This window comes from Hyphomicrobium sp. NDB2Meth4, assembly GCF_900117445.1.
Lineage (GTDB): Bacteria > Pseudomonadota > Alphaproteobacteria > Rhizobiales > Hyphomicrobiaceae > Hyphomicrobium_A.
In genome coordinates, this window is sequence record NZ_FPEJ01000001.1 from 885,514 (window position 1) to 898,319 (window position 12,806).

Here is a 12,806-nt window from a genome sequence, read left to right on the forward strand (position 1 = left end):
TCGGCGGCGCATTCTCCGGCGCGTAGCCAAAATATCACAAACAAACTATTATTGACTTACGAGTCAGTCAATAATAGTCACTGCTTTAGGCTTGAGTGGCGGGGGCAACCGCAGATGCGGGAACGGCATAACATATTGATGCTGTGGAAGTTATTGGCATTAGTCGCCGTTCTGGGCGGCTGTGGCGACGCCGATGGTGGCCCACAGAAGCAAGCGGCTCGCGTCCTCACGCAAGTCGTCTCTAAGGTCGCCTACAAGCCCACGACGTGCCTCACCGGCGAGGTGAAAGCGCGCATCCAGACCAACCTTTCATTCCGCGTGTCGGGCCGCATCATCGAGCGCAATGCCGAGGTGGGCGATCACGTCACGCCCGACAAAGTTCTTGCCCGCATCGATCCCGCAGAACAGCGCGCGGACGTCGTCGCCGCTGAGGCGGCACAGCGTTCAGCCGACGCTCGCGTGCGCCAGACAGCCGCTGCTTTCGATCGCCAGAAAGCGCTCATCAAGGATGGCTTCACCACTCGGCGGGACTACGACCAGGCCGAAGAGGCGCTACGCACAGCGCAGGGTTCGCTCGAAGCGGCGCAGGCTCAGCTTGGCAGCGCGCGTGATGCGCTTTCGTTCACCGAGCTGCGTTCCAGCTCCGCCGGCATCGTCACTGCACGCAACGCCGAGGTTGGACAGGTAGCTCAAGCGGCGCAGACGATGTTCTCGCTTGCCGAGGATGGCGAACGCGATGCGGTGTTCCACGTTTACGAGGCAGCTTTCCTGCACGAGTTGGCCTCACCCGACATCGCGCTGTCACTCGTCTCAGATCCGAAGATCACTGCCACAGGCGTCGCCCGTGAAGTCTCGCCGAGCACCGACACGACTTCGGGCACGGTGCGAGTCAAAGTTGCGATCACCAATCCCCCGCCCGCCTTCGCGCTCGGCTCCGTCGTATTTGGTTGCGCGACACAGAAGCCCAGACAAGTCGTCCTGCTTCCGGCCGGTGCACTGACGAACATTGCCGGAAAACCGGCCGTCTGGATCGTCGACGCCGAGACGCTGCAGGTCGCACTGAAGCCGGTGACTGTCGCGTCTTACGAGACGCAGGCAGTCGTGATCGACGGCGGGCTGGAACCTGGCGAGCGTGTCGTCACGGCAGGCGCCAAGCTGCTCCGCCCTAATCAGTTAGTCATTGTCGCCCCCGACGAGGCATCATGATCGCACAAACAAAAATGTTCGCTGGCTGGGCGTTGTTGCTCACCCTGCCGCTGTTGGCGCTCGGAGGATGTGGTGAGGCGAAGGATGAGCCCGCGCCGCCGCCGCGCCCCGTGCTGACGGTCGTCGTCTCCGGTCCGCACGCCGAGGTGCTCTCCTTCGCGGGTACTGTCGAGCCACGCTACCGAGCAGAACTTAGCTTCAGGGTCTTGGGGCGTGTCGTTGCGCGCGATGTCGAGGTCGGCGACGTTGTCCATAAAGGACAGCGCGTGGCGGCACTCGATCCGACGGCGTTGCAACTCGCCGTGCGCAGTCAGCGCGCAGCGCTCGCGAATGCACAAGCGACGCTCACCAATGCCGCTGCGGTCGAGGAGCGCCAGCGCGCCCTGCGCGATCGCAACGTAACGGCCCAAGCAACGTTCGAGACCGCCGAGCAGGCGCGCATTGCGGCCGAGGCGGAGGTCACGCGCACCCAGTCGGGCCTCACCAAAGCGCAAGAGCAACTCACCTATACGGAGCTTCGCAGCGACTTCGACGGCGTCGTAACCGCCATCAGCGCTGAGGTCGGCCAAGTCGTCTCGGTCGGGCAAACCGCCGTCACCGTCGCGCGGCCGGACGTGCGCGAGGCCGTTGTTGACATTCCAGAGACGGCTAGCCGCAATATCGGCCCGGGAACGCGGTTCGAAATCAGCCTGCAGCTCGATGAAAGCCGGAGCACCTCCGGCGTCCTGCGTGAGATCGCGCCCGAAGCGGATGCCATTACCCGTTCGCGCCGCGCGCGCATCACCCTTGCCGATCCGCCCGAAACGTTCCGCCTTGGCACCACAGTCACCGTGAAGATCAGACCTGCCGCTGGCGCATCACACACCGTCCGCCTGCCCGCATCGGCCCTGATCGAGCGGGAAGGCGGATCAAGCGTCTTCATCGTCAACGAGGAATCGGGCGCAGTCGCCGAGGTGCCTGTCGAAGTTGTCGGGCATAGCGGCGGTTCCGTCATCGTTGCCGGAGCGCTGGCGGCTGGGACGCACGTCGTCACGGCAGGCGTCAAGAGCCTGTCAGTCGGCGAACACGTCCGCACCGACGTAGGGGCAATCCGCTGATGCAAAAGCCGTTCAATCTATCCGAGTGGGCACTCGCGCATCGCTCCCTCGTCACCTATTTCATGCTCGTATTCTCTCTCGCTGGCTTCTTCTCGTATCTCAACCTTGGCCGCGAGGAAGACCCTGCGTTCACCATCAAGACGATGGTCATCGTCGCGCAGTGGCCGGGCGCCTCCGCTGAAGAGACCGCCGAGCAAATCACCGATCGCATCGAGAAGAAGCTCGAAGAGCTGGAAACGCTCGACTACACGCGTTCGGTTACGACGCCGGGCGAGACCACCATCTTCGTCAACCTTCGCGATACGACCAAGGCCGGCGATGTTGCACCGACCTGGATGCTGATCCGCAACATGATTGGTGACATTCACGGACAGTTCCCGAGCGGCGTCGTCGGGCCCTTCTACAATGATCGCTTCGGCGACGTGTATGGCAACATCTATGCCTTTACCTCCGACGGCCTCAGTCAACGTCAGTTGCGCGACTATGTCGAGAAGGTGCGCGCCAAGGTGCTCACCGTACCGAACGTCGGTAAGGTCGACATTGTCGGAGCTCAGGACGAAGTCGTCTTCCTGGAATTCTCCCCGCGTAAGATCGCTGCTTACGGCATCAACCAGCAGGCTATCGTTTCCGCCCTTCAGGCGCAGAACGCAATCGTGCCGTCGGGCGTGATCGAGGCCGGTCCCGAGCGGATCAACCTGCGCGTCAGCGGCCAGTTCACCTCCGAAAAGGATCTGCAGTCGGTCAACCTGCGCATCAACGATCGTTTCTTCCGCTTGAGCGACGTTGCCACCATCCGCCGCGGCTATGTCGATCCGCCGAGCGCGCTGTTCCGCTACAATGGTGAGCCCGCCATTGGCTTGGCCATCGGTATGCGCCCGAAGGCGAACCTTCTGAAGTTCGGTGAGGCGCTGCACGAGGAGATGTCCCGAATCTCCGCCGAGCTCCCCGTCGGCATCGATGTGCATCTCGTTTCCGACCAGCCCCTCATCGTCGAGGAAGCCGTATTCGGCTTTACGCGCGCATTGTTCGAGGCCGTCGCGATCGTGCTCATCGTCAGCTTCGTGTCGCTCGGCATGCGCGCAGGCATGGTCGTGGCGCTGTCGATCCCTCTCGTTCTCGCCATCACCTTCATGGTCATGGCCTATTCCGGCATTACCTTGCAGCGCATCTCGCTTGGCGCGCTCATCATCGCGCTCGGCCTGCTCGTCGATGACGCCATGATCGCCGTGGAGATGATGGTGGCACGCCTCGAGGTGGGCGACCCGCTCGAAAAGGCAGCCAGCTACGTCTATACGTCCACCGCCTTCCCGATGCTCACCGGCACACTCGTGACGGTTGCCGGCTTTATTCCGATTGCTTTCAACGGCAGCGCCGCGGGCGAATTTACCTTCACGCTGTTTGTCGTGCTGGCCGTGTCGCTGCTCGTGTCCTGGATCGTCGCGGTGCTGTTCACGCCGCTGCTTGGCGTGTGGCTTCTCCCAAATAGCATGCACAAGCACCACGACAAGCCCAGCCTCATGTCTCGAATATTCAACGGCCTGCTCCGCGCCTGTATGCGCCACCGCTGGCTCACCATCAGCGCCACGCTGGGCATGTTTATCGCCTCGATCGTCGGTATGGGGTTCGTGCAGCAGCAGTTCTTCCCTTCGTCCGATCGAGTCGAGCTGATCGTCGATTGGAACCTGCCGCAGAATGCCTCGATCGTCGAAACCAAGGCTCAGATGACGCGCTTCGAGAAGGAAGCGCTCGAGGGCGATCCGGACGTCGTGCGCTGGTCGTCCTATATCGGTCAGGGCGCAATGCGCTTCGTGCTCTCCTTCGACGTGCAGCCGGCGCACGAGTCGTTTGGCCAGACCGTGATTGTCACCAAGGATCTGGAAGCCCGAAACCGCCTGCAGAAGAAGCTGGATGCGTTCGTGCGGCGCGAGTTCGTCGGCACCGACGCCAACGTAAAACTGCTCGACATTGGCCCTCCAGTAGGCCGGCCGGTGCAGTATCGCCTGAGCGGACCCGACCTTCAGACTGTTCGCACGCTCGCCCAGCAGCTTGCGCCAATCATCGGCGCCAACGGACATATCGGCGACGTGGTCTTCGACTGGAACGAGCCCGCCCGAACCGTGAAAGTGAATGTGCTGCAGGACAAGGCACGCCTTCTCGGCCTGACCTCTGAGGATATCTCGTCCACGCTGAACGGCATTGTTGGCGGCAACACGATCACCCAGATCCGCGACGACATCTATCTCGTCAACGTAACCGCCCGCGCGCAGGCGGCCGAACGCGGTGCGATTGAGACGCTGCAGAATCTCCAGCTTTCGGCATCCAATGGCCAGCCCGTCCCGCTCGCCGCCGTTGCCACGTTCGAGTACGGCCAGGAGCAACCGGTCATTTGGCGCCGCAATCGCCTGCCGACCATCACCATCAAGTCAGGTACTGTCGGAGCAGTTCAGCCCGCAACGGTCGTTGCCGAGCTTGCGCCCGAGATCGAAAAGTTCAACGCCGCTCTCCCCGCCGGCTACCACGTCGCCACTGGCGGCGCCGTGGAGGAAAGCGCTAAGGGCCAGGGACCGATCATCGCAATCGTGCCGCTCATGCTGTTCGTGATGGCAACCATCCTCATGATCCAGCTTCAAAGCTTCCAGCGGCTGTTCCTCGTCGTTGCTGTCGCACCGCTTGGGCTGATCGGTGTCGTGGCCGCTTTGCTTCCCAGCGGCGCGCCAATGGGCTTCGTCGCCACGCTGGGTGTGCTGGCGTTGATTGGCATCTTGATACGCAACTCCGTCATCCTCGTCGTACAGATCGAACACCTGCGCGATGAAGGGGTTGCTGCGTGGCAAGCCGTTCTCGAGGCAACCGAGCACCGTATGCGGCCGATCATGCTCACCGCCGCCGCAGCCAGTCTCGCGCTCATCCCAATCTCTCGCGAGGTATTCTGGGGGCCGATGGCCTACGCAATGATGGGTGGCATCATTGTCGGTACCGTTCTTACGCTGTTGTTCCTGCCAGCGCTCTACGTTGCCTGGTTCCGCATCAAGGAGCCGGCGGGTGATCCGGGGCCCGCTCCGAGCCATGGCGTTCTAGCTGATGCGTCAGCCTGAGCATTGAAGCACACGCGTTGGTGGGGAAATGACGTTGTCAGTAACTCGTGAAGAGCGCATCGGTCTGTTTGTCGACGGCATCGGCCTGCATCATGCGGCGGACGTGCTGCAGTTGAGGATCGACTTCAAGCGCTTGCTCGCCCTCTTCCGCCAGCGCGGGCGGCTCGTGCGGGCGCACTACTATACAGTCTCAATACAAGACGCCGGCCCAAACCCGCAGAAACCCCTGCTGGACTGGCTGACCTTCAATGGTTTCACCGTGGTGACGCGCAAAGCGATGGACAGCGACGAAAGCGCGAATGCCCTCGCATTAGCAGTCAACATCAGTGTCGACGCGATGCAGCTTGCCGCTAATCTCGATCGCATAGTGCTCGTGTCCCAGTGTCGTGAACTGCAGCGCCTCATCGAGGTGCTCAAAATTATGGGACGCAACGTGAGTGTCGTATCGACATTGCGGCATCACATGGTGGCCGACGAGCTGCGCCGGCAGGCTGACGAGTTTCTCGATCTGGAAGATCTGCGGCCGATCTTGAGCGCCGATGTGTCGGAAAACGCGTAGCAGCCACGATAGCAGGCGGCGCTTCAGAAACCCGATTGACCGCGTTTGCTGAACAGGGCCGTCACGATGGCGACGATGATCGCCGCTGGAACCACGATCAACAGCACCGCGCCAACCGCCACGGCGACACCAAAGAAGAGCAACGCCAAAAAGATGAGTGTCACAAGCCCGCTGAGTAGGGCGGCGACGGCCAGCAGCCACGCGCGCCAGCCCGTCACGACGGTGGCGCGCCCGTTCCTCTCGACAACCAACATCGGCCGTTGTTCGTCCATGCGCAGCAGCTCCTCGTGAGTTGTACCATGCTGGCTGATGCGGCGTTTGCGCGTCAAGCCTTAAGGACCGGCAATGCCAATTGCCTAATCCAGGCCATCAGGTAAAAGGCGTCCGCGTCTGGAGGATGTACGCGATGATCGATCTCTATTATTGGACAACACCCAACGGGCATAAGGTCACGATCTTCCTTGAGGAAGCGAAGCTGCCTTATCGTATTCGGCCGGTGAACATCTCCAAAGGCGATCAGTTCAAGCCGCAGTTCCTACGCCACGCCCCGAACAATCGCATTCCGGCGATCGTCGACAAAGATCCAGCTGACGGCGGCGACCCGATCAGCGTGTTCGAGTCGGGCGCCATCCTCCAGTATCTCGCCGAGAAGACCGGGCGCTTCCTGCCGAAGAACGTTCGCGGCCGTGTCGAGGTGATGCAATGGCTGGTCTGGCAGATGTCTGGCCTCGGCCCGATGGCCGGTCAGAACCATCACTTCGCAGTGTACGCTACAGAGCGCATCCCCTACGCCATCGACCGCTACGTGAAGGAGACCAATCGTCTCTACGGTGTCCTCGACAAGCAGCTCGCCGGCAGCGAGTTTATCGCGGGCGCGTATTCTATCGCTGACATGGCCTGCTACCCATGGATCGTTCCCTATGAGCGACAGGGTCAGAACCTGGATGATTTCCCGAATTTGCGACGCTGGTTCCTCGCCATGGGCGAGCGGCCCGCAGTGCAGCGTGCCTATGAGATCGCCGCAAAGGTCAACACAAAGGCGACCGTGACCAAGAGCGCCAAGAAGGTGCTCTTTGGACAGACTGCGAAGACGCTCACAAAGAAGGTGCCCAAAAAGCCCGCGCGCAAATCGCCGGCGAAGCCCCGCTCGCGCTAATTCCGGCGGGTATACGGCAGCACGAAGGGAATCCCGGCCTCGGGTGTCGTATTCGTGCGCACCTCGCAGCCATACGAGCGCGAGAGCAACGCATCGTTGATGACCTCCTGCGCCGAGCCGCGCGCGGCAATCTCGCCCCGGCACATCAGCACCAGCTCGTCGGCGAAGGCCGCCGCGAGGTTGAGATCATGCAGCACTGCCAGCACCGCGCGGCCTCCCTCTGCCTGCCGCCGCGCTTCCTCCAGCACCAGTCCCTGATGCGCAAGATCGAGGCTTGCAGTGGGCTCGTCCAGCATAAGGATCGATGATGATCCGCGTTGTTCCCGGTCCGCAACGGTGAGCTGCAGCAGCGCCCGCGCAATGTGCACGCGTTGCTTCTCGCCGCCAGACAGGTGCGTGTAGAAGCGGTCCGCGATGGCCACGAGCCCGACAGTGCGCAGGCAGTCCATCGCCATATGTTCGATCTGCGCCGACGCCGCGCCGAATCCAGGCACGGTTGCCCCCAAAAGCACCACCTCGCGTACAGTGAATGGAAACGACAGCGCAGTCGCCTGCGGAACCACCGCGCGCCGGCGCGCCAGGGCGGCCGCGTCGAAACTGCGAAGTGAGCGTCCGTCCAGTTCCACCGCTCCGGACGTAGGCCGCAATTCACCAGACAAAAGTCGCAGCAGCGTGGACTTGCCGGCGCCGTTCGGACCGATGATGGCAACGAGGCGCCCCGGCCGCAGCGCCAGGTCGACCTTCGAGACCAGCGTCTTTCCGCTGATTTGATACGTGAGCGATGAAGCTTGCAGCATCCTTCACTCCATGCCGCCGATGCCGCGCTTCATGACGAGATGCAGGAAGACGGGCGCGCCGATGCCAGCCATCACGATCCCGATCGGCAACTCCGCCGGTGTCACCATCATCCGCGCCGCGATGTCGGCCACTAGCATAAGCGTTGCGCCAAGCAGCGCGCTGCCCGGCAGCACCACGCGATGATCCGGGCCTGCCAGCAGACGCACCACATGCGGCACGACAATGCCGACGAAACCGATGATGCCCGCCATGGCAACCGCTGCGCCGACCGACGCGGCCGTCACGATAATGGCGATGGTCTTCGTCCGCTCGACGTTGACGCCCAGATGGAAAGCTTCCGACTCTCCAAGCAGAAACCCGTTGAGCCCGCGTATCAGCGCCGGAGTCATCACCACGATCAGCACGGCAAACGGCATCACGGCGAACACTTTCGGCCAGGTCGATCCGCCAAGGCTGCCCATCGACCAGAACGTCAGGTCGCGCAGTTCGCGGTCATCGCTCGCGTACGCGATCAGCCCCGTGAGCGCTCCCGACAATGCACCTAGAGCGATGCCCGCCAAGAGCAGCGTCCCCACCATGAGCTGGCCATGACGCCCAGCAATCAGAACCAGCAATCCTGTTGTCGCCACGCCGCCCACGAACGCCGCCACTGGTAGCGCGTAGACGCCCAGCGGCTGCAGCAGTGGTGCCGCGATGCCGTTCCCGAGCGCGATGGTGGCCACCGCCGCAAGCGCAGCACCGGACGACACCCCGATCAAACCAGGGTCGGCAAGAGGATTGCGAAACAGCCCCTGCATGATCGCGCCAGCAACCGCCAGGCTCGCACCGACAAACATGCCGATCAGCGTACGCGGCATGCGGATGTCGATCAGGACGAGCTGCTCGCGCGCTGCCGATGCGTCCGTCGTCATCCCGAGAGCCGATGAGATCGCCCGCGGCAGCGAGCCGAGCGATATCCCCGTCGGCCCGAGTGCCAGCGAAGCCGTCGCGGCGACGAAGAGCAGCAACGCAGCTCCGACAACGAGCTGCGCGGTACTGAGCGGATGTGCGGAACGCTTCTTACGGTCGGGCAGTACCAGAGCCTCGCTCGTCATTTCTCCGCGCTCGCGCGCTTTATCTCCAGCTCTGGATAGAGCGCGATCATGAGTTCCCGCGCGGCGCGCGCGCAGCGCGGCCCGAAGCCCAGCAGATAAAGCGCATTCATCTCGATGATCTTGTTCTGCTTCAGGGCGGGGCTGTCAGCCAGCGCCTTTACTGTCGAAACAGGGTCAGAGGGAGGCCCGGAACGCCCGCTCTGCATGGTAACGACCACATCCGGTGCCAGCTCCACGCCCGCTTCATCGGCGAGCGGCTTGTAGCCGTGCGCATCACCCGCGGCGTTGACGGCTCCGGCGAGCTTGAAGATCGCATCGGCCGCTGTTCCCGTGCCTGCAACGGTTGCTCGCCCGTTCTGTACGCTCAGCACGAATAGCGCCCGCTTCGGTGAGGAGATCTTGGCGCGCTGCTCGGCAAGCAATGCGAAGTCGGCTTCCACCTCCTTTGCCAATGCTTCGCCCGCCTCCTCGGCATCGACAACCGACGCGATGAACCGGATTTTCGCGGCAACGCCTTCCGGCGTCTTGTCATCGGGCACAACCACATAGGGGATAGATGACGATTGCAGTACCGAGACCACGGGAGGCGGCCCCGCATCCTTGGCCGCGATGATCAGCGTGGGATTGGTGGAAAGCACGCCCTCGGCAGCCAGAGCACGCATGTAGCCGACGTTTGTCTTCGTCCCGAGCGCCTGCGGAGGATGCTGACTGGTCGTGTCGACAGCAATGACCTTCCCGTCCGCTTTCAGAGCGTAGAGAATCTCGGTGATATCGCCACCGATGGACAAGATGCGCGAGGTATCACCGATGGTGACCTTGCGACCACTGCCGTCGACGATGGTCTTATCGGCCAGCGCCGACCCGGCGACCAGTATCGCCACTGTGGCGACAGCGACACGCAGCGTCTCGAATGCATACACACGACGAAGAAGCATTTGTCCTCACTTTGTCAGGATGAGCTTGCCGTTGGCGGTGATGCGCAAGCGGTAGTCCTGGCCGTCATGTTCGAGAATTGCCTCTTTGCCGCCTTGCAGAATTTCCGACACGAGAACGCGCACTTTCTTATTTTGTGTCTCGCTGTTGGCTTCGGATTCGTGTGCGTCTTTTCTTGTGTCGACGGCGGCCGTCATGACCTGCGCTCCGTAATTTTCGTTCTGGCCATCTTTTCGAGTGCAGCACGCGCGCTGAGTGTCGAGCGCCGATGATGCTGCAATTGCAATCTTGACTTCAATAGTCATAAAAGCCTACTTTGCACAAGCCCGGTTAACCGGGATCTTTTGCGCTTGCCTCCAGTCGGGGCCAGTGCGAGGCGAGCCCGCCAGTACGCTTATCGTGCGTGAGCCAGCCAGCCCTTTGCGTTCAGAGTTGGGGGTAGCTGAGTCATGTTGGTGCGTAGCGTTGGCGTATGCCTGAACGGCCGAGCGAATTCGGAGCTTTGGCCACGAACTCCGGAAGCGGAGCACGGCGATTCTGGAAGGGTTGGCGAGGGGAAGCCGCAGCACCTCCTTACTCCCAGGTCTGCGGCATCACAGCCGTTCCTGAAATCGTTGTGCTTCGTCGGCGTATCGGCCCTCGCGCTGGCAGTCGCCGGCAAAGCGATCGCGCAAGATGCTGAGCTGCCCCCACTCGTCGTCGAAGGCAATAAACCGAAGCCGAAGAAGAAGGCCGCCGCCAAGAAGTCTTCTGCATCGACGGCAGTCGCGGCACAGACCCAGGCGCCCGCCGCATCTTCCAGCGACAAGCGAGCCGAAGCTGTCGAAGCGTCGGACGTCCCATACACCGTGCCCGCCGGCGTCAGCGTGATCGGCAGTGGCGAGATCGACACTTTCGGTCAGACCCGCGTCGACAATGTTCTGCGCGCAACGCCCGGGACTTTTACGCGTGAGAGCTCGAGCAACCCGGGCATCGCGGTGAACATCCGCGGCTTCGAAGGGCAGGGCCGCGTCAACATGATGATTGACGGTGTGCGCCAGAATTTCCGCTTCAACGGACACGAAGCCGCGGGCTTCGCGTATGTCGATCCGCAATTGCTCGCGGGTATCGAAATTCAGCGCGGTGCCGTTTCAACTGTGGGCGGCGCCGGCGCGCTGGCGGGCACCGCAAACTTCCGCACGCTCGATGTTGAAGACGTCCTGAAGCCCGGCAAGACCGAGGGCGCTTTGACGAGCCTTTCTTGGGGAAGCAATGGCGTGGGCTGGGCCGAGATGGGCGCAGCCGCGATGCGCAGCGGCGGTGTCAGCATCGTTGGCGCCCTCAGCCACCACGATGAATCCGACTATGAAAATGGTGACGGCCAGACTGTCCCCTACACCGGGGAGGACCTCTGGTCCGGCCTCGTGAAACTGCACTTCGACGTCGGGCCAGATGAGCGCCTTTCGTTCCAGGCCATGCGATACAACAACGATTTCGTTGCCAACTCGTATGATCAGACGCTCACCTCTGAACTCTACAAGATGAGCTATGCGCTCAGTCCAACGGACAATCCGTTGGTCGATTTGCGTGCGAACGTCTCGATCAACAACGTGCGTATGAAGTATGCATCCTACTACGATCCGACAGCGGCTGCTTCGGATTACGAGCAGGGAGCTGGCCGCATCATTGAGGATCACGGCATCGGCGCAGACATCACCAATACGTCGCGCTTCCTCTTAGGTTCCGTCGCTGTCACTTCGAACTATGGCTTCGAATACTACTACGACGACATCGAGACCACCAACGGTGGCGTCAATCCTACGGGTACTTCCGATCTTGCCAGCGGCTTCACGCAGACCAAGTTCTCGTACGGAATGTTCGACTTGATCGGCGGTCTGCGCTACCAGCGCTTCACCCTCGACGGGGAAACTTACCTTTACTCGATGAACCCCTGGGGTAAGCCCGCGGGCTACTATCAGATCGACGAGACCGAATCGAGCTGGGACCCGAAGGTCACCCTGGCGGCGCAGGTTCTCCCTTGGCTGCAGCCCTATGTAACGTACTCAGAATCGATGCGTCCGCCGACTGCGAGCGAGACCCTCATGGCCGGGGTGCATCCCTACTCCTCATCGTTCAATCTGCGGTTTCTCCCCAACCCATTCCTCGTTCCCGAGAGCCAAAAGGGTTGGGAGTTCGGCTTCAACGTCTTCAAGGACGGTGTGATCAATCCGAACGACAAGCTGCGCTTGAAGGCTGACTACTACATGCAGGATGTCGAGAACTACATGGGCGTCTGCTCTGGCCCGTCGGGCTTCGACATGTCGGTCTACGCGTACGTGGCGACCGCTTACTTCTGCAACACGCCTGGCACTTCTAAGTTGCAAGGTGTCGAGATCGAAGGTGACTACGATACCGGTTTCGCTTTCACGAAGGTGGCCTACACTTACACTCATAGCGAGATCCCGCAGCAGGCCGATATAGGTGCCGACACTTACACGCCCGATCACGTGCTCGCATTGACTGGCGGTTTGCGCTTCCTCGACGAAAAGCTCGTCGTCGGTATGCGCGGAACTTTCGTGTCGAAGGCGGAACGGGCCGACGGCAGCTACACGGAGTCCTACGCTCTCGCCGATCTCTTTGGCTCATATCAGGTGTATGACGGCCTTGAACTGGGAGTTACCGTCGAAAATCTATTCGACAAGGCCTATACGCCTGCACTCGCGACCGTGCCGACGGGCTACACTGGCATCGATATCGGCCGCGGGCGCACGTTCCTGCTCACCACGCGCGCGCAGTTCTGAGCCGGAGCAGCGGGAACGAGACAAGTGGTACGTTGGCCGCATGGTCGGCGGCGCGTAAAAAGAGACCCGTGTCGGCGGATGAGGCCAT

The 12,806-nt window shown here is 61.8% G+C and carries 11 protein-coding genes; 6 read left to right on the forward strand and 5 right to left on the reverse strand.

Translation table 11 applies throughout. The annotated features are described in order from the left end of the window. Positions 1-153: 153 nt before the first annotated feature. The 4 genes from NDB2M4_RS04245 to NDB2M4_RS04260 are packed head-to-tail and all read left to right on the forward strand — an operon-like array spanning position 154 to position 5,957. Positions 154-1,206, forward strand: a complete 1,053-nt coding sequence (locus NDB2M4_RS04245; protein WP_244536036.1) for an efflux RND transporter periplasmic adaptor subunit — start codon at positions 154-156, stop codon at positions 1,204-1,206. Further along, complete coding sequence (locus NDB2M4_RS04250; protein ID WP_244536037.1) at positions 1,203-2,303, forward strand: efflux RND transporter periplasmic adaptor subunit; 1,101 nt, start codon at positions 1,203-1,205, stop codon at positions 2,301-2,303. Before NDB2M4_RS04245 ends, NDB2M4_RS04250 begins: the two co-directional genes overlap by 4 nt. Beyond that, on the forward strand, positions 2,303-5,398 hold the full coding sequence (locus NDB2M4_RS04255) for an efflux RND transporter permease subunit (RefSeq protein ID WP_072370528.1): 3,096 nt from the start codon (positions 2,303-2,305) through the stop codon (positions 5,396-5,398). The genes NDB2M4_RS04250 and NDB2M4_RS04255 overlap by 1 nt, the downstream gene beginning before the upstream one ends. Before the next feature lie 34 nt (positions 5,399-5,432). Next, positions 5,433-5,957: a LabA-like NYN domain-containing protein gene (locus tag NDB2M4_RS04260; protein ID WP_171988018.1), complete on the forward strand. Its 525-nt coding sequence runs from the start codon at positions 5,433-5,435 to the stop codon at positions 5,955-5,957. Between the two features lie 23 nt (positions 5,958-5,980). Here the strand turns inward: NDB2M4_RS04260 and NDB2M4_RS04265 are convergent, their stop codons facing one another. Beyond that, complete coding sequence (locus NDB2M4_RS04265; RefSeq protein ID WP_171988019.1) at positions 5,981-6,229, reverse strand: hypothetical protein; 249 nt, start codon at positions 6,227-6,229, stop codon at positions 5,981-5,983. 134 nt (positions 6,230-6,363) lie between these two features. Here NDB2M4_RS04265 and NDB2M4_RS04270 point away from each other — a divergent pair, with 134 nt between their 5' ends. Further along, positions 6,364-7,113, forward strand: a complete 750-nt coding sequence (locus tag NDB2M4_RS04270) for a glutathione S-transferase N-terminal domain-containing protein (protein WP_072371804.1) — start codon at positions 6,364-6,366, stop codon at positions 7,111-7,113. On the opposite strand, the gene NDB2M4_RS04275 is transcribed toward NDB2M4_RS04270, so the two are convergent. From NDB2M4_RS04275 to NDB2M4_RS20425, 4 genes are read right to left on the reverse strand one after another with little or no spacing between them, the layout of a single operon-like run. After that, entirely contained in the window at positions 7,110-7,910 is an 801-nt protein-coding gene (locus NDB2M4_RS04275; RefSeq protein WP_072370534.1) for a heme ABC transporter ATP-binding protein, read from the reverse strand. The two genes, NDB2M4_RS04270 and NDB2M4_RS04275, sit on opposite strands and share 4 nt — an antisense overlap. A 3-nt stretch (positions 7,911-7,913) precedes the next feature. After that, positions 7,914-9,005 carry a FecCD family ABC transporter permease gene (locus tag NDB2M4_RS04280; protein WP_072370537.1) on the reverse strand — a complete coding sequence of 364 codons (1,092 nt, stop codon included), beginning with the start codon at positions 9,003-9,005 and terminating at the stop codon, positions 7,914-7,916. Then, the gene (locus NDB2M4_RS04285; protein ID WP_072370540.1) at positions 9,002-9,940 is read right to left on the reverse strand and encodes a heme/hemin ABC transporter substrate-binding protein; all 939 of its coding nucleotides are present in this window, start codon (positions 9,938-9,940) and stop codon (positions 9,002-9,004) included. Before NDB2M4_RS04285 ends, NDB2M4_RS04280 begins: the two co-directional genes overlap by 4 nt. 6 nt (positions 9,941-9,946) lie before the next feature. Further along, a complete protein-coding gene (locus NDB2M4_RS20425) occupies positions 9,947-10,243 on the reverse strand; it encodes a hemin uptake protein HemP (protein WP_244536038.1) in 297 nt (98 codons plus the stop codon). 309 nt (positions 10,244-10,552) lie between these two features. Between NDB2M4_RS20425 and NDB2M4_RS04295 the strand changes: the two genes are divergently transcribed. Further along, positions 10,553-12,718, forward strand: a complete 2,166-nt coding sequence (locus NDB2M4_RS04295; protein ID WP_244536039.1) for a TonB-dependent receptor domain-containing protein — start codon at positions 10,553-10,555, stop codon at positions 12,716-12,718. Positions 12,719-12,806: the final 88 nt, after the last annotated feature.

What these genes read in the sequence shown, in the direction of transcription:
- NDB2M4_RS04250 (WP_244536037.1), top strand. Translation starts at nt 1,203, where the DNA reads ATGATCGCACAAACAAAAATGTTCGCTGGCTGGGCGTTGTTGCTCACC.
- NDB2M4_RS04255 (WP_072370528.1), top strand. Translation starts at nt 2,303, where the DNA reads ATGCAAAAGCCGTTCAATCTATCCGAGTGGGCACTCGCGCATCGCTCC.
- NDB2M4_RS04265 (WP_171988019.1), bottom strand. Translation starts at nt 6,229, where the DNA reads ATGGACGAACAACGGCCGATGTTGGTTGTCGAGAGGAACGGGCGCGCC.
- NDB2M4_RS04270 (WP_072371804.1), top strand. Translation starts at nt 6,364, where the DNA reads ATGATCGATCTCTATTATTGGACAACACCCAACGGGCATAAGGTCACG.
- NDB2M4_RS04275 (WP_072370534.1), bottom strand. Translation starts at nt 7,910, where the DNA reads ATGCTGCAAGCTTCATCGCTCACGTATCAAATCAGCGGAAAGACGCTG.
- NDB2M4_RS04280 (WP_072370537.1), bottom strand. Translation starts at nt 9,005, where the DNA reads ATGACGAGCGAGGCTCTGGTACTGCCCGACCGTAAGAAGCGTTCCGCA.
- NDB2M4_RS04285 (WP_072370540.1), bottom strand. Translation starts at nt 9,940, where the DNA reads ATGCTTCTTCGTCGTGTGTATGCATTCGAGACGCTGCGTGTCGCTGTC.
- NDB2M4_RS20425 (WP_244536038.1), bottom strand. Translation starts at nt 10,243, where the DNA reads ATGACTATTGAAGTCAAGATTGCAATTGCAGCATCATCGGCGCTCGAC.